This is a genomic window from Paludisphaera borealis, from assembly GCF_001956985.1.
Lineage (GTDB): Bacteria > Planctomycetota > Planctomycetia > Isosphaerales > Isosphaeraceae > Paludisphaera > Paludisphaera borealis.
The window spans coordinates 6,347,375-6,363,126 of the sequence record NZ_CP019082.1 but is presented as its reverse complement, the minus strand read 5'-3'; the positions used below and the strand labels follow the sequence as shown (position 1 = coordinate 6,363,126).

Annotated in this window: 13 protein-coding genes and 1 tRNA gene; 7 read left to right on the top strand and 7 right to left on the bottom strand. The window is 66.0% G+C overall.

The genetic code is table 11. From position 1 onward, the window contains the following. Window positions 1–10: 10 nt before the first annotated feature. Window positions 11–988 carry a DUF1570 domain-containing protein gene (locus BSF38_RS24595; RefSeq protein WP_168189452.1) on the top strand — a complete coding sequence of 326 codons (978 nt, stop codon included), beginning with the start codon at window positions 11–13 and terminating at the stop codon, window positions 986–988. A 51-nt stretch (window positions 989–1,039) separates the two neighbouring features. On the opposite strand, the gene BSF38_RS24590 is transcribed toward BSF38_RS24595, so the two are convergent. The 4 genes from BSF38_RS24590 to BSF38_RS24575 form a co-directional block, all read right to left on the bottom strand. Continuing rightward, entirely contained in the window at window positions 1,040–1,660 is a 621-nt protein-coding gene (locus BSF38_RS24590) for a general stress protein (protein WP_076349720.1), read from the bottom strand. 170 nt (window positions 1,661–1,830) lie between these two features. After that, window positions 1,831–2,196 (bottom strand): 4a-hydroxytetrahydrobiopterin dehydratase, encoded by a 366-nt coding sequence (locus tag BSF38_RS24585; protein WP_076349719.1) that lies wholly within the window; start codon window positions 2,194–2,196, stop codon window positions 1,831–1,833. Window positions 2,197–2,273: 77 nt separating this feature from the next. Continuing rightward, window positions 2,274–3,074: a 3-methyl-2-oxobutanoate hydroxymethyltransferase gene (gene panB / locus BSF38_RS24580; protein WP_076349718.1), complete on the bottom strand. Its 801-nt coding sequence runs from the start codon at window positions 3,072–3,074 to the stop codon at window positions 2,274–2,276. Beyond that, window positions 3,064–4,527 carry an ArnT family glycosyltransferase gene (locus BSF38_RS24575; RefSeq protein ID WP_099092028.1) on the bottom strand — a complete coding sequence of 488 codons (1,464 nt, stop codon included), beginning with the start codon at window positions 4,525–4,527 and terminating at the stop codon, window positions 3,064–3,066. The genes panB and BSF38_RS24575 overlap by 11 nt, the downstream gene beginning before the upstream one ends. Before the next feature lie 264 nt (window positions 4,528–4,791). Between BSF38_RS24575 and BSF38_RS24570 the strand changes: the two genes are divergently transcribed. Continuing rightward, window positions 4,792–5,271: a CBS domain-containing protein gene (locus BSF38_RS24570; protein ID WP_237170597.1), complete on the top strand. Its 480-nt coding sequence runs from the start codon at window positions 4,792–4,794 to the stop codon at window positions 5,269–5,271. A 33-nt stretch (window positions 5,272–5,304) separates the two neighbouring features. Here BSF38_RS24570 and malQ read toward each other — a convergent pair whose 3' ends face one another. Together malQ and BSF38_RS24560 are read right to left on the bottom strand one after the other, a co-directional pair. After that, on the bottom strand, window positions 5,305–6,972 hold the full coding sequence (malQ, locus tag BSF38_RS24565; RefSeq protein WP_099092027.1) for a 4-alpha-glucanotransferase: 1,668 nt from the start codon (window positions 6,970–6,972) through the stop codon (window positions 5,305–5,307). Between the two features lie 76 nt (window positions 6,973–7,048). Then, window positions 7,049–7,849, bottom strand: coding sequence for an alpha/beta fold hydrolase (locus tag BSF38_RS24560; RefSeq protein WP_076349714.1), 801 nt, complete (start codon window positions 7,847–7,849; stop codon window positions 7,049–7,051). Window positions 7,850–8,050: 201 nt separating this feature from the next. Between BSF38_RS24560 and BSF38_RS24555 the strand changes: the two genes are divergently transcribed. Then, window positions 8,051–8,123: transfer RNA gene (locus BSF38_RS24555), tRNA-Glu, on the top strand. 179 nt (window positions 8,124–8,302) lie between these two features. On the opposite strand, the gene BSF38_RS24550 is transcribed toward BSF38_RS24555, so the two are convergent. Beyond that, window positions 8,303–9,679 carry a DUF1501 domain-containing protein gene (locus BSF38_RS24550; protein ID WP_076351428.1) on the bottom strand — a complete coding sequence of 459 codons (1,377 nt, stop codon included), beginning with the start codon at window positions 9,677–9,679 and terminating at the stop codon, window positions 8,303–8,305. A gap of 352 nt (window positions 9,680–10,031) precedes the next feature. On the opposite strand from BSF38_RS24550, the gene rsfS reads away from it, so the two are divergent. Genes rsfS through BSF38_RS24530 form a run of 4 tightly spaced genes read left to right on the top strand, consistent with a single transcriptional unit; the run spans window position 10,032 to window position 15,747 of the window. Further along, complete coding sequence (gene rsfS, locus BSF38_RS24545; RefSeq protein WP_083713412.1) at window positions 10,032–10,634, top strand: ribosome silencing factor; 603 nt, start codon at window positions 10,032–10,034, stop codon at window positions 10,632–10,634. 42 nt (window positions 10,635–10,676) lie between these two features. Next, window positions 10,677–12,395 carry an arginine--tRNA ligase gene (gene argS, locus BSF38_RS24540; protein ID WP_076349713.1) on the top strand — a complete coding sequence of 573 codons (1,719 nt, stop codon included), beginning with the start codon at window positions 10,677–10,679 and terminating at the stop codon, window positions 12,393–12,395. A 43-nt stretch (window positions 12,396–12,438) separates the two neighbouring features. Continuing rightward, window positions 12,439–14,310, top strand: coding sequence for a YVTN family beta-propeller repeat protein (locus BSF38_RS24535; RefSeq protein WP_076349712.1), 1,872 nt, complete (start codon window positions 12,439–12,441; stop codon window positions 14,308–14,310). A 36-nt stretch (window positions 14,311–14,346) separates the two neighbouring features. After that, window positions 14,347–15,747: an ethanolamine ammonia-lyase subunit EutB gene (locus tag BSF38_RS24530; RefSeq protein WP_076349711.1), complete on the top strand. Its 1,401-nt coding sequence runs from the start codon at window positions 14,347–14,349 to the stop codon at window positions 15,745–15,747. Window positions 15,748–15,752: the final 5 nt, after the last annotated feature.

Sequence of the window (15,752 nt, the reverse complement as noted above, 5' to 3'; positions counted from 1 at the left end):
GGGATCGGTCTTGAACAGGTCCAGCACGACTCTTCGAGACGCATCGGCCCGCGCGGCCCTCTGGGCGGCTCTGCTGGCCGGCCTCTTGTCGGCCGGCTGCGCCACGACCGGCAAGCGCGGTTCGAGCCTGCTGCCGACCCAGCATCAGGTCAAGACGGGCCCGTTCGTCATTTACTCGAACAGCCCCGTCGAAGCCGATTCGCCCGCGGTCCTCGCGCTCGGCGACCTCAAGGACGACCTGGCGGCCAAGCTCGACTGCCGCGAGGACCCCATCGCTGAACCCATAGAAGTGTACGTCCTCGACGACCGCAACGCGTTCCTCCACCTCCTGCGGTTCTACTTCCCCGAACTGCCGCCGCGCCGGGCGTTTTTCATGGCGCAGGGAAACCAGCGCGTCGTCTATACGTACCTGGGGCCGAAACTGGAGGAAGACCTTCGCCACGAGGCGACTCACGCTCTCTTGCGCGGACGGTTCGGGGACATTCCGCTCTGGCTCGACGAGGGCCTGGCCGAATACTTCGAGGCGGGTCCGAACGATCTGGCGGACCGGAACGCGCGGCTGACGCGGATCGCCGACGATCGGCAGTCAGGCTGGAGCCCGAGCATGACGCGCCTGGAGTCGCTGGCGGACATCCATCAGATGACCCCTCGCGATTACCGCGAGTCGTGGGCGTGGGTCGACCTGCTGCTCGGGGACTCTCGGTCCGGGTCGGCGATCCTCGTCGACCATCTCCAGCACGGGCGGGACGCCGTCCATCCCGATCCGTTGTCGAAGATCCTCGCCGCCAAGGGGACGGACGCCTTGACGTTGATCGCTCATCTTGAAGCCGGTCCGCCCCAGAGCGTCGTTCAGAAGCCGGGCGCATTTGAACCCGGTCACGAACCGCTCATCCGCCTTCAGGATCGACCTCTCGACTCTTCCCGGTCTGCCGCCCCGCCTCCGCGACCCGGTCTGTTCCGTCGACTCGCGGGCCTGCTCGGGCTGTGATGAGTGCAAGCCGACGCCTCCTTCCGGGCGCGGTCGGCTCGCTTGGCCGGATCAACTGAAATCATCCTCGAAGTCGTCCGTATCCAGACGCGTGGAGGCTTTCTCCGACTTTCCCCCCACGTCGTCGCGATGAACGGCCACATCGACGCGCTTCGGCTCGTCGACTGGAGTGGCTCGGCTGCTCATGTCATATGCCCTGTTGCGCCGGAGGATCTCCTTGGCCTCGTTGGACTTGTCCATCGTATTGACCGTGACGATCGTTCGGCCGGCCGCGAACTCGTCATGATAGTAGCGGGCCTCGTGCTCGGGGACGCCCGCCCCCACCAGCGCGCCGATCAGCCCGGCGATTCCCGCGCCGGCCGCGGCGTTGGAGAGGATGACGCCGAGCGTCCCCCCGGCGATGGCCGGACCGATCACGGGGATGACGCCGGAAAGCACCCCGAGCCCCGCCAGGGCGCCCAGGCCCAAGCCGGCGACCGCGCCCGTGACAGCCCCGGGGCCGGCCTCGGTCCCCCCTTCGATCGTCTCGCCCACGACGGCCTCGACGTGCTTTCGAGCGACCCCGATCTGATCGTCCCGGAAGCCGTCTCTGTACAGTTCTGCGACGGCGCGATCGGCGTCGGCTTCGTTCTCGAAAACGCCGATGACAGTGTAATTCTGACGTGATTGCATGACGGTGTCCTGGTTGCAAGATGCTCAACGTGCGTCTCACGACGTCGAGTCGAACGCCACGCGGACGCCTCGTTCCAACACCAGGAACATCAGCAAACGACGCGCCGATCCGTTCGGCGTGTTCGATGAATTGATGTGGACGCCAGGATGGCGGAATCTGTTCACCCGTCTTAATGCCGCTTGAGCTGGATCGGGATCTCGTTGATCTTGGCCGCGAGGATGAAATCGTTCTCGGTGAGGCCGCCGGCGGCGTGGGTCCAGAGCTCGATCGCCACGTTGCGGTAGCCTTCGAGGTGGAGATCGGGGTGATGGCCTTCGCTCTCGGCCAGGGCGGCGACCTTCTCGAAGAAGTCGATCCCCGCCATGAAGTTCTTGGCGATCCACTCGCGGCGAATGCGCTGGCCGTCGTGGCTCAACGACCAGTCGGCGACGGCTTCGAGGAGGGCCTTGGCTTCGTCCGGCGAGAGCGGAGGAACGTCGCCCTCGCACGGCACGCACTTCTTGGATGTTAATTCGATCAGGGTCGGAGTGCTCATGGCGATGCTCCCGAAGCGTTGAGGAGTCGGAACCGGAGAGCCATCCTGGAATTGTAGGCGTCGAACCGATCCGAAACTCAACGAAAGCTCTCGCCCTCGGTGGGGAAGTCGCCCGATTCCACGTCCTTGATGTAGCGAGCCGCGGCGTTGCGGATCACATCGCCGAGTTCGGCGTAGCGGCGCGCAAACCGGGGCCGGAAATCGTCGAGTAGGCCGAGCATGTCGTGGAGGACGAGCACCTGTCCATCGCATGCAGCTCCCGCGCCGATGCCGATGGTGGGGATCGGGATTTCGGCCGTGATGGTCGCCGCCAGCTCGGCGGGAACGCATTCCAGAACGATCGCGAAGGCTCCCGAATCGGCGACGGCCTGCGCGTCGGCCCGGATCGCGTCCGCCTGGCGCTGGACCTTGTAGCCGCCGAATCTACGGACCGACTGGGGCGTCAGCCCGACGTGGCCCATCACGGGGATCTCCGCATCGACGAGCGACCGGATCGTGGCGGCCATGCGGGTGCCGCCTTCGAGTTTCACGGCCTGGCACCGGGTCTCCTTGAGCATCCGCCCCCCCGATCGGATCGCCTGGCGACGCGACACCTGGTACGAGAGAAACGGCAGGTCCGCAACAACCAAGGCACGCTTCGCCGCGCGTGCGACCATCTCGGCGTGGTAGACGATCTGGTCGAGGGTGACGCCCAGGGTCGTGTCGTGGCCCTGGACGGCGGTGCCCATCGAGTCGCCGACGAGCAGGCAGTCGATGCCGGCGTCGTCAAGCAGCCTGGCGATCGAGAACTCGTAGGCCGTGAGGACCGAGATCTTGCGTCCCTCGGTTTTCCAGGCGGCGAAATCGGGGATCGTGACGGAGCGATTTTCAGTCGGCATGTCCGCGAGGCTCTGGAGAGATGAGTTCGGCGAGGAGGAAGTCCGGTCGGTCCATCCAGATCTTGTAACGCCGCCGGATTCCTTCGTGCAAGGCCATTCGGCGCGCGTCGCCAGCGACGGCCCCGACGTCGGCGACCCATCGCGCCCCCTGGGTCCGATAGAATTCGATCAGATCGAGTGGATCGCCGACTTTCGCGCCGGTCCCCCACTCGGCGGCGGCTCGTTCGGCGGCGCGCGGCGTGAATTCGAGCCGGCACCCCCGGCGATTCGCCTGATAGAGAAGCGGTTCGGGCGCGACGATCCAGTCGCCCGGCGGGGTCGACGCCGCGGCGGCCTCGCCAGCTCGATCGAGAGACTTCCACTCCTCCGGAGTCCGCCACGTCGACGCCGAAAATCCGACGCAGAGAACGCCGAAGACAAGGGCCGACCCCCAGGCGAGCCGATCGCCGCGCGTTGCGATCCGCGACCACGCGCAGCCCAGGCCGGCCGCGACCACCGGCGCGAGGCACAGCCAGTAGTATTCGTGATGTAGTTTCTGCGCGACCATCGCCATCGTCGCCAGGGCGAAAGCCGCCCAGCTCCACCAGATCAAGCCGGTTCTCCCGCAATCGGATCGCGGCCAAAGTCCCCACACCGCGACGACCAGGCCCGCCGGCGTGAACGCGCGGATGGCCAAGAACCGGACGATATGCGACCACGTCTCGCCGTTCGCCAATGCACTCAAACCGACCAAACGCATCCAGATCGCCCGGTTGTCGGCCGAGGCTTTCGACCCCGTTGAGCCGCCCACGAGATGATCGGCCCAGAGATACCAGAGCAAGGCCGGAACGAGCATCGACAGGACGAGCGCGACGACCCGCCAGTTTCGATTGCGGAAGACCGCGAGCAGGGCGACGGGCAGGAGGAACGCGGCGATCACCTTGGCGGCCAGGCCGGTCGCCAGGAGCAGCCAGCCGAGCGCCAGCCAGCGGCGGTTTCCGGACGTTGCCCGATCCCAGCAGGCCAGGCCCGCCGTGCACGCGCCGAGCATGAGGGCGTCGGGCTGAAACGCACGGCCGTAGCGGATCGTGATGGGAAGCATCGAGAACGCCGCCGCCGCCGCAACCGCCGAAGTGCGCCCCGCGCGACGGTCGACGAGGATGAAAACGCCCCACGCGCCGAGGGTCGTCGCCAGATCCGAGATCAGCCGTCCACAGACTTCGAGCGGCCAGCCTGAGAGGCTCCGAAGCCCGACCACCAGCCCCTGGTAAATCGGCGGCTCGACGACGAAGAAATTGGGAAAGGGCGCGGTGTCGAGCTGAGGTCGCAAGAAGCCCGACCCTCTGTCCAGATTCCTGGCGACCATGGCCGTCGGAATCTGTCGGCCGACGTAGTTTTCGACGATCGGCTGGCCCAGATGGAGCCCGCGAATCACCAGTCCCAACGTCAGCACCAACCCTAGCGGCCAGGTCATGGCGGCCGGCGAATCGCGCGTTGACGATTCAATGGATGTTATGTCGGATATGGATTTGCACAAATGCATGAGACCCGGAGTTCGGAGCGTTCGTTCGGTTCAGCGCGACGGTCCCGGAGTGGAGCCCTTGCCGAGTCGCCGCAACGCGAAATTCAAATTTCTTCATCTTCAAGAAATCGTTTGCAACCTATAGTTGAAGGTGGCACGATACGGCATCAGATCACATCCTTCCCAGGGTCCAGGGCGTCGCCTACTCACAAATTCGTGTCGATCGGCTGCGCCCTAATTCCATCCGAGGAGCGAGTCACCATGCTTGTTCGCGATGTTCTCGATGCGAAGGGACGGCGAGTGGTGGCGATTGATTCCGAAGCTTCGGTCAACGAAGCGATCGCCAAGCTGGTGCAAAACAACATCGGATCGCTTCCGGTCGTCGATCATGATAACCGTCTCGTCGGCATCTTCTCGGAGCGCGACGTCCTCCGGCTTTTTCACCATAAGGGCGAGGGATTCGGACGCGTTCATATCGCTGAGTGCATGACGTGTGATCCGGTGACGTGCGACATCTTCGACGACGTCAACGAGGTCATGGGGCTGATGAGCGAACGTCATATCGCCAAGGTGCCGGTTCTCGAGGATTTGAAGCTTGTCGGCGTCATCTCGGTCGGCGACGTCATCAAGGTCATGTTCGACAAGGTCACGACCGAGAACAAGCATCTCATGTCGTACATCCACGGGGCGATCTGAGGGACGCCGTCCGCCGTCGTCCCTGCCGGTCGATCATGCCCGGGGGGACGCTCCGACGGACGCCGACCCGGCTGGTCCGGCGAGCCCGGCTTTGGAACCGGACTCGTCGGTGTGCGTCGATTCGGGTGTCACGCCCGAGTGGAGGCTGCGCGCCGGGCGGCGGTGAAGGTCGTGGGCCGCGGGGAGCACGCCGTTCCAGCGGCCGTAGAGCGCGGTGAGGTCGGCCAGCCGGTTCGTGACCCGGGTGGTCAGCTCGCCGGGCGTGATTCGCCATCCCCAGTTCCCCTCGCTCTTGCCGGGCACGTTCATCCGCGCGCGGCTGTCGAGGCCCAAGACATCCTGCATCGGGATCACCGCGATCTCCGCCACGGAGGAAAATGCCAGGCGGATCATGTCCCAGTTGAACTCCCGGCCGTGGGTTCCCGCGTACCGAAGCGCGAATCCGCGCTCTTCCTCGATCTCCTCGATCGACTGGGTCGATTCGACGTGCGCGCTGGTGAGCCAGCCGATGCTGGTGTCGTTGTCGTGGGTGCCGGTATACGCGACGCAGTTGGTCTCGTACCGGTGCGGCAGGTGCTTCTCGCAGTCCGGATCGGCGGCGAAGCCGAACTGAAGCACGCGCATGCCCGGGAGGTGGAACTCATCGCGGAGGGTCTCGACGTCGGGCGTGATCAACCCGAGATCTTCGGCGATGAACGGAAGTTCGGGGAACTTCTCCTGGAGGGCGTGGAAGAGTGCAGCGCCGGGGCCGGGGGCCCACCGGCCGTGGATCGCCGTCTCCGATCCACCGGGCACTTCCCAATAGGCAGCGAAGCCCCGGAAGTGGTCGATCCGGATCAGGTCGACCTGGTTGAGCAACGCATTCAGCCGGTGAATCCACCAGGCGTAGCCTTCCTCGGCGTGCGCGTCCCAGCGGTAGAGCGGGTTGCCCCAGAGCTGGCCGGTCTCGCTGAAGTAATCGGGCGGCACGCCGGCGACGACCGTCGGCTTGCCTTCCTTGTCGAGATAGAACAAGTCCGGCCGAGCCCACACGTCGGCGCTGTCGTGAGCCACGAAGATCGGGATGTCGCCGATCATCTTCACGTGGCGTCTCATGCAAGCGGTGCGCAGGTCTTTCCATTGCGTGTAGAAGACATACTGCACGAACTGATGGAACCGGATCGCCTCGGCCGCCGATTCGCTGAACGCGGCCAGCGCCTCGGGTTGCCGCGAGACCAGCTCCGGCTCCCAGGCGAACCAGGGCAGGCCCTGGCGAAGCTCCTTGATCGCCATGAACAGGGCGAAATCGTGCAGCCAGTGGTCCTGCTCGGCGACGAATTTCTGGAACCCCGCATCGCTCGGCGAGAACCGCGCGAACGCCTTGCCGATCAGCCCGTTCTTGAGTTCGATGACCTTGAGGTAGTCGACCTCATCCGTTGCGGGCTCGGGATCGTCGGGAAGGTCGGTCGGCTTGAGCCAACCGCGCGCGACCATCGCTTCGGGACTGATGAGCAATGAGTTGCCTGCGAACGACGAGTGCGACTGGTAGGGCGAGTTGCCCGCGCCCGTCGGCCCCAGCGGCAGAAGCTGCCACCATCGCTGGCCCGCCTCGGCCAGAAAGTCCACGAACTTGTGGGCCTCCGGACCAAGATCGCCGATGCCGAACATCCCCGGCAGCGAGCTCGGGTGCAGGAGGACGCCGCTGGACCTCGGATATCGCATTCTCGACCTCGCGCGGACATGGGGCGGGAGTTCATTCAAAGGACGGCGGGCCAGGCGATCCGGCCGATCCGACGCCTCACGAAAGGGAAAGCAGAAACCGTTCCAGCGCTTCTCGGAAATCGAGCTTGTTCTCGATATGCGGCATGTGGCCGACGTTGGGCAAGACGATCATCCGGGCGTTCGGCAACCGGTTCGCCAGATCTTCGGCCACGCGCGGCGGATTCACCAGGTCGAGCGCGCCGACCAGCACCAGGCAGGGCGCGTCCACCCCCCCGAGGCGGTCGCGCGCATCGTGAGACATCGCCGCGCGAGCCTGTCGCGTGAAGGCGGCCGGATCTTGCGGCCAGGCGTTGCCCTCCGCGAACCGGACCAGGCCGTCGATCTGCTCTTTGTGAGCGTAGAATGGAGGAGCGACCAGCCAGGGGAGCGTCGCGCGGGTGAACCGGCCGGCGTCGACCGCCTCGCGAAGCTGGATCCACGACTCGATGACCGCCTTCCGCCAGTCGTTCGACCCGGCGTGGGATGAGGCCAGAACCAGGCTCTTGACCCGGCGCGGGTGGCGGATCGCCAGCTCCTGGGCGACCAGGCCGCCGAGCGACTGGCCGACGATGTGGGCGGAATCGACTCCGACCGCGTCCAGCAAGCCGGCGACGTCGTCGGCCATGTCGGCCGTCGTGTAAGGAGCGTCGGCCCGATCGCTCCGTCCCGCGTCGCGGGCGTCGACGCCCAAAGTCCGATAGCTCTTGCCGAAGTGCCGCTGGGCGATGCTGAACGCCCTGTGGTCGCCGCCGAGCCCGCTCAGGAAGACGAGTGGCTCGCCGTCGCTTCCGACTTCTTCGTAGTACAGGTTGCGTCCGTTGGCGGAGATGGTCGGCATCGGCGCTCTTCTGGGCTGGCCTGGGCTGAACCGCGTACGTCGTCGCGATCGTATCGCAATCGTCGAAGCCAGCCTAGAACGTTTCCCCTCGGTATCAAGGCGGAATTCGTTGCACCGAGCCGTCGGCGACGACTTTCAAGCCAAGTATTTGGTCCAGAGACTTGACTAGGTGAAGCTATGGATTAAGATACTAACTCAGTCGCCCCCATCGTCTAGCGGCCTAGGATTCTTGGTTCTCAGCCAAGCGACCGGGGTTCGAGTCCCCGTGGGGGTATTTGAGAGACGACCAACGCCTGGTCGCCCGCAAGTCGGGTCGGCCAGGCGTTTCGTTTTTGCCGGCGGCAAGCTCGGCCGTAAGTTTGAAAACGAAAACGGCGAGCGAGGGTGTGAACCCTGGCTCGCCGTTTTCGCGCTTGTTCGTTGGTCGCGTCGCGACCAACAGGACCTTCTGCCTCAGATGAGTTCTTGGATCGGCTCGCGGTCGTCGAGCAGAAACATGGGGCGGCCGCCGCGGTCGGGCACGGCGGTGCTCGGCTCGATGCCGAGGTTGTGGTAGAGGGTCGAGAAGACGCTTGGGTAGGTGATGGGCCGGTCTTTGGCGAAAGCCGCGTGCTTGTCGGTCGAGCCGATCACCTGGCCGGTTCGCATCCCGCCGCCCGCGAGCGCCACGAAGTTGACCGGCGGCCAGTGGTCGCGGCCGGCCTGGGCGTTGATCTGCGGAGTCCTGCCGAACTCGCCCCAGACGACGACCGAGACGTCCTTGTCCATCCCACGGTTGTGGAGGTCTTCGACGAGGGCCGATAGACCCATGTCGAGCTTCGGAATGCGCTCGGCGTTGGTGCTGAAGTTGTCGCTGTGGGTGTCCCAGCGGCCGAAGGCGAGGGTCACGACCCGCACCCCGGCTTCGACGAGCCGTCGAGCCATCAAGAAATGGTCCATGCAGCACGGAGGTCCGTCGAACTCCTGCTTCATGTCGCCGATCCCGTAACGGGCGCGGAGCCGTGGGTCTTCCTTCGAAAGATCGAGCGCTTCGAAGACCTTGCGCGAGCCGAGGATGTCGAAGGCCCGCGTCGTGAACGAGTCCGCCCCTTGAATCGCCGGCGACTGTTCGAGCCCGCGACGGAATTGGTCGAGCTGCCCGAGCAAGGAGCGACGGCCCGCCAGACGGTCGGGAATGATGACGCTCTCGTCGAGCTTCAGGCCCACCGAGTCCGGGTTGTCACCCGTCTTGCCGTCGCTACCTTCCGCTCGAAACGGAGCGAACGGCGCGTAGGCGAGTCCCAGATACCCCGGGTCGCCGGGATTGGCCCAGGGCGGATGCCCGACGCGCGGGGAAAGCCCCACGAACGGCGGGATGTCGGAATGGATCGGCCCTTCGAGCTTCGCGACGATCGATCCCAGGCTCGGCCTGCCCCCCTGAACCCTGCTGACGAGGTCGGTGTACCCGGTAAGGCACTGACCCGCCGAATGGTCCGGCCCCGACCCGACCAGCGACCGGATCACGGCGAATTTGTCCATCATCTTGGCCATGCGCGGCATGTGCTCGCAGATGTCGAACCCGGGCACGTTGGTCGCGATCGGCTTGAAGTCGCCGCGAATCCCCGAAGGGGCGTCCGGCTTGAGGTCGAACATGTCCTGGTGCGGCGGCCCGCCGGCCAGGAAGACCATGATGATCGCCTTGTGCGACTTGCCCACGCCGGCCTGCGACTCCGCCCGCAGCAATTGCGGCAGCGAAAGCCCGCCGAGTGCCAACCCGCCAAGCTTCAAAAAGTCGCGCCGGCGCATCCCGTCGCAGAAGCTGCCGTGCGCCTGTCCACCGAGGGTCAGCATCGACATCCTCCTTTTGAAGTCTAGTGTCGACCATCTATTCCGCACTGGTTTAACAAATCTGTAACACGCGACTCGGTCCAATGCAAGGTTGGAGCGTAAGAGTGATGACGGAAAGCCGCCTCGGGACGGTTGTTGGCGACGTGCGACCCGAACATGTGCGCACAGCGCATAGGTGGTCGAGAGGGGGGGCGTTCGGTTACACTAGGAAGGTGAGGATGGAACCTGACTCGCTTGCGGGTGTCTGACGGATGACGCTCTTGAACTTTTAACTATTGCGGGCGGCGGTATCGCCGCCAATCGCGGGTCTCCGGTCGGCAGACGACGGAGATTCGACCTTCTTCAGGAAGACGGAATGCCAGAGCAAGAAAACCCGGCGACTCCTACTCCGGAGCCTTCGTCGCCGACGGCTCGCACCAAGGCGATCCGCGCCACGCGGTCGATCAAGACGGCCCAGGACGATGTCGTCTCGCGGGCAGTCGACCGTCGCAACCCCGACCGACTGACCCGTGCGTTCGCTCATGCGCGGCTGGCCGCGAAGATCACCGACGACAACCGCGCCAAGGACATCCTGCTGCTGGACCTTCGCGGCGTCACCCCCCTGCTCGACTTCTTCGTCATCGCCACCGCCAACTCGCGGCGACAAGCCAATGCCATCGCCAGCGAGATTGACGCCGAGATGAAGAAGATCGGCGAGCTCAAGCTCGGCATGGAGGGCTCGGAGGAAGGGCGATGGATCTTGATCGACTACGGCGACTTCGTCGTCCATATCTTTTCGGGAGACGGCCGCACGTATTACGCTCTTGAAGAGATCTGGGGAGACGCGCCGCAGTTGAGTTGGCGCGACGAACCGGGCGCGCCAGCCGGCGAACTGCCGCCTCCGCCGACGATGACGACGACGGATGCGTCCACTCCCGCCGAATCCACCGCCGAAACCCCCGAAAAATCCTCTGACTGACCGTCTCGCCCCCCCCCGGCGATTTCCCGCGGAAGCTGTTTCATGAACGTCCTCGACAAGTTAAGGTCCGCCTTTGGAAACGCCACTCCCGAAGGCGGCGATCGCCAGGCCTTCATGGGGGCCGTCCGCGCGTCGGCTGATGCCAAGTTCGGCGATTACCAGGCCAACGGCTGCATGGCGCTCGGCAAGACCCTGGGCAAGAATCCGCGCGAACTGGCCTCGGCGGTCCGCGAGGTCGTCGACCTCGAGCCGCTGGCGGCCAAGCCCGAGATCGCCGGTCCCGGGTTTCTCAACGTCCGGCTCCACGTCGAATGGCTCTCCGAAGCGCTCGCCGGCCTGCTCGGCGACGACGCCCACGGCCTGTCCGCCCCCAAGACGCAGCGGACGGTCGTCGTCGACTTCTCGTCGCCGAACGTCGCCAAGCCGATGCACGTCGGCCACCTCCGCTCGACGGTCATCGGCGACAGCCTGGCGCGGATCTTCGAGGCGCTTGGCCATCGCGTCGTCCGCGACAACCACCTGGGCGACTGGGGATCGCAGTTCGGCATGATCCTCTGGGGCTGGAAGAACGCCCGCGACGACGCGGCGTACGAAGCCGATCCCGTCACCGAACTGGCTCGGCTCTATCGCCTGGCCCAGGACCGCATCAAGGCTGGCGAGAAAGGCGTCGAGGACGCCGCGCGGGCCGAGACCGCCAAGCTCCACGCCGGCGACCCCGAGAACCGCGAACTCTGGCAGCGGTTCATGCCCCACTGCCTCAAGGCGCTTGAGGCGATCTACGAGCGCCTCGGCGTGCGGTTCGACGTCGAGTTGGGCGAGAGCTTCTACGACCCCATGCTCGCGAACGTCGTCGAGGATCTCACCCAGCGCGGAATCGCCGAGGAAAGCGAGGGCGCCGTCGTCGTCTTCGTCGACCGCAAGAAGGCCCCGTTCATCATTCGCAAGAGCGACGGCGCGTCCAACTACGGCACGACCGACCTGGCGACCATCCAGTACCGCGTGAAGACCTGGAACCCCGACCAGATCCTCTACGTCGTCGACCATCGCCAGGGCGACCACTTCAAGCAACTGTTCGCCGTCGCCAAGACGTGGGGGTACGACAAGGTCGACCTCGAACACGTGGCGTTCGGCACGATCCTGGGTGCTGACCGGCGTCCGTTCAAGACCCGGCAGGGCGACGTCGTCGGCCTGGAATCGCTGCTCGAAGAGGCGGTCGCCGAAGCGCGCAAGGTGGTCGACGGCAACAGCCCCGACCTCGCGCCGGAGGAGCGCGCCCGGGTCGCCGAGGTCGTCGGCCTGGGGGCGGTCAAGTACGCCGACCTGTCGCAGAACCGGATCAGCGACTACGTGTTCGACTGGCAGAAGATGCTCGCCATGAACGGCAACACGGCGACCTATCTCCAGTACGCCTACGCCCGAATCCAGAGCATCTTCCGGCGCGGAGAGATCCGCCCCGAGGACGTCCGCCAGCGCAAGCCGGTGATTTTGCTCTCGCACGCCGCCGAGCGGGGCCTGGCCGTGCGCGTTCTGCGGCTGCCGGAAATCCTGGAGCTGGCGGCCAACGAGCTGAAGCCGAACATCGTCACCGATTACCTCTTCGATCTGGCCAACGCGTTCAGCACGTTTTTCGAGGAATGCCCGGTCCTGAAGGCCGAGTCGGCCGAGCGGCGCGACAGCCGCCTGGCCCTCTGCGACCTTACCGCCGAGACCTTGAAGTTTGGTCTGAGCCTGCTGGGAATCGACGTCGTCGACCGGATGTAAACCCCTCCCCCCGTTCGCGGCGGGCTGGGCTGGAGCCTTCTCGATGAAAGACCACGGCCGTTCGACCTGGATCAGTCTGGCATTGGGAATCGTCGCGGTGGTCGCGACGCTGGCGATCGGCGGCCGTCGGTCAAGCGCCGGCGGGCCGGAATCGCCCGACTCGAGGGCCAAGGTCCAGGCGGAAGTCCACCGCTCGCCGGTCGCCCTGGCCCTTTCCGCTGACGGCCGTCGGCTGCTCACCGCCAACCAGACGGCCGGCACGGTCAGCCTGGTCGACGCCGGGTCGGCCAAGGTGCTCGACGAGATCGCCACGGGAGACCGTCCCGCCGGCGTGGCGATCTCGGCCGACGGCCGCCGCGGGGCCGTCGCGCACTGGTACGGCTACGACCTGGCCGTCCTCGAAATTCAGAACGACAAACTTCGCGTGGTGGGCCGGCTCGAAGTCGGACCCGAGCCCAGGGGGGTGGCCCTCAGCCGCGACGGCAAGACCGCCTTCGTGGCGGTCGGCGTGGCCGACGAGGTCGCGCGGGTGGATCTCGACAAGCTCGCCGTCACCGGCCGGCTCGCCGTGGGCAAAGAGCCGCGCAGTCTGGCCCTGTCGCCGGACGAGTCGCTGCTGGTGGTCGACAACGCGCGGTCGCAGAACGTCACGGTGATCGACGCGGCGAGCTTCACGGTCAAGAAGACGGTCTCCGTCGAGGGCGACAACCTGCGGCAGGTCGCCGTCGCGCCCGACGGCCGGTTCGCCTACCTCGCCAACATGAGGGCTCGCGGATTCGCGGTCACGAAGAACAACATCGACCTCGGCTGGGTGCTCGGCCAGCGGCTGACGCGCGTCGACCTCAAGGAAGCCGAGCCGTTCGCGACGATCTCTCTCGACGCCCAGGGCAAGGCCGCGGCCGACGCCCACGGCGTCGCGATCAGTCCCGACGGCAAGCTGCTGGCCGTCGGTCTCGGCGGATCACATGAAGTCATGCTCTTCCGGACCGATCGCCGCCGACTGCCGTGGCGCATCGACGGCTCGCGCGACCTGATTCCCCAGGAACTTCTCAACGGCGACGGTCGGTTCCGTCGCGTGACGCTCGGCGGCCGGCCGACCGAGCTGGCTTTCGCTCCCGACGGCAAGACGCTCTACGTCGCCAACTACCTGGCCGATTCCGTCCAGGTCGTCGATGCCGAATCGGCCCGCCTGGTCGAGACCATCGCCCTGGGGGCCCCGGAGACGGTGTCGCTGGCGCGCCAGGGGGAGATCCTCTTCCACGACGCCGCGCGGTCGTTCAACCAGTGGTACAGTTGCAACACCTGCCACAGCGACGGCCACACCAACGGCCTTCACTACGACACGCTCAACGATGGCAGGCAGGATTTGCGGAACGTCCATGAGCGAAGCCGCAAAAAGTCGCCCACTCTGAGAGGCGTGGCGAAGACGGCCCCCTGGACGTGGCACGGCTGGCAGACGAGCCTTGAAGAAGCCTGCGTCGAGTCGTTCACCAAGAGCATGCAAGGCCCGAAGCCGACGCATGACGAGACGCGCGCGGTCGTGGCGTATCTCGAAACTCTTGAGTATCCCAAGAACCCGTACCGGGCCGCCGACGGAATCGCTTCGGCCAAAGTCGAGCGTGGCAAGGCCGTCTACCGATCGGCCAAGGCCGCCTGCAACACCTGCCACGGCGGTCCCGAGTTGACCGACGGCAAAATCCACTCGACGGGTCTCGAAGAACCAGACGACGCTTATGAAGGATACAACCCCCCGTCGCTCCGGGGCGTTTACGACAAGTATCCCTATCTCCACGACGCCCGGTCGCCGACGCTCCGCGACGCCCTCACCGGCCCCCACAGCGCCGAGATCACCGGGGGCGGCGCGCTCACCGAGCAAGAGCTGTCGGATCTGATCGCGTATCTGAAAACGCTCTGACCACCGCGAGTCGAGTCGCTTTCGGAGTCCCGACGCGTGAACCTTGCCACGACGATCCGCGGAGAACGATTCACCTTCGCCGGCCTGGTCGAGGTGTTGGCCAAGGCCAACGAGGAGAAGTCGGGCGACCAGCTCGCGGGCGTCGCCGCCCGGACCGAGCGCGAGCGGGTCGCGGCCAAGATCGTCCTGTCCGAGCTGACGTTGGGCGAAATCGTCGACAACCCGGTCATCGATCCCGACCACGACGAGGTCAGCCGGCTGATCCTCGACCAACTCGACGCCGCGGCTTTCCGCCCGTTGCGCGGCCTGACCGTCGGCGCGTTCCGCGAATGGATTCTCGACGACGCGACGACCGGCGAGCAGCTTGCGGCCGTCCGCCAGGGGATCACGCCGGAGATTGCGGCGGCCGTCGCCAAGCTGATGAGCAACAAGGACCTCGTGGTCGCCGCCGCCAAGATCCGGGTCGTCACCCGGTGTCGCAATACGATGGGCGTGCGCGGGGTGCTGGGAATTCGGGTCCAGCCGAATCACCCCAGCGACGACCTCGGGGGTATCCTGCTCTCGGCGGCCGACGGACTTACCTACGGATGTGGCGACGCGGTGATCGGCGTCAACCCGGCGACCGAGTCGGTCGATGTGGTCGAGAACATCCTGCGCGGGCTCGATCGTCTGATCGACGCCTTCGCGATTCCGACCCAGGCGTGTTGCCTGGCGCACATCACGACTCAGCTCGCCTGCCTGGAGCGAGGCGCGCCGGTCGACCTGCTGTTTCAGTCGGTCGCCGGGACCGAGTCGGCGAATCGCAGCTTTGGCGTCGACCTCACGCTGCTCCGCGAAGGGCGTGAGCGCGTGCTCGAAAGCCACGACCGCCGCGACGTCGTGTGGGTCGGCCGACAGGCGATGTATTTCGAGACCGGCCAGGGGAGCGCGCTTTCGGCCGCCGCTCACCACGGGGTGGATCAGTTGACGCTGGAGGCCCGGGCGCACGGCGTGGCGCGCGCTTTCGACCCGTTCCTGGTCAACAGCGTCGTCGGCTTCATCGGGCCCGAATACTTGTTCGACGAGCGGCAGATCATCCGCGCGGGGCTTGAGGATCACTTTGTGGGCAAGCTGCTGGGGCTGCCGATGGGGGTCGACGTCTGCTATACGAACCATGCGGCGGCCGACCAGAATTCGGCCGACAACCTCCAACTCCTACTGGCGGCGGCCGGCTGCAATTTCTTCATGGGGGTTCCCTGCTCCGACGACGTCATGCTCAACTATCAGTCGACGAGCTATCACGACGCGGTCGCCGTTCGCTCGCTGTTGAGCCTTCGCCCGGCGCCCGAGTTCGAAGCGTGGCTCACCGCGCGGGGATTTGGAGCGGCCCGGGCGGTCGAGTGGGCCGAGGCGCGCGACCGGGTCTTGCGGCAGTTGGAAACCGTGTTGAGGGGATAGGGAAC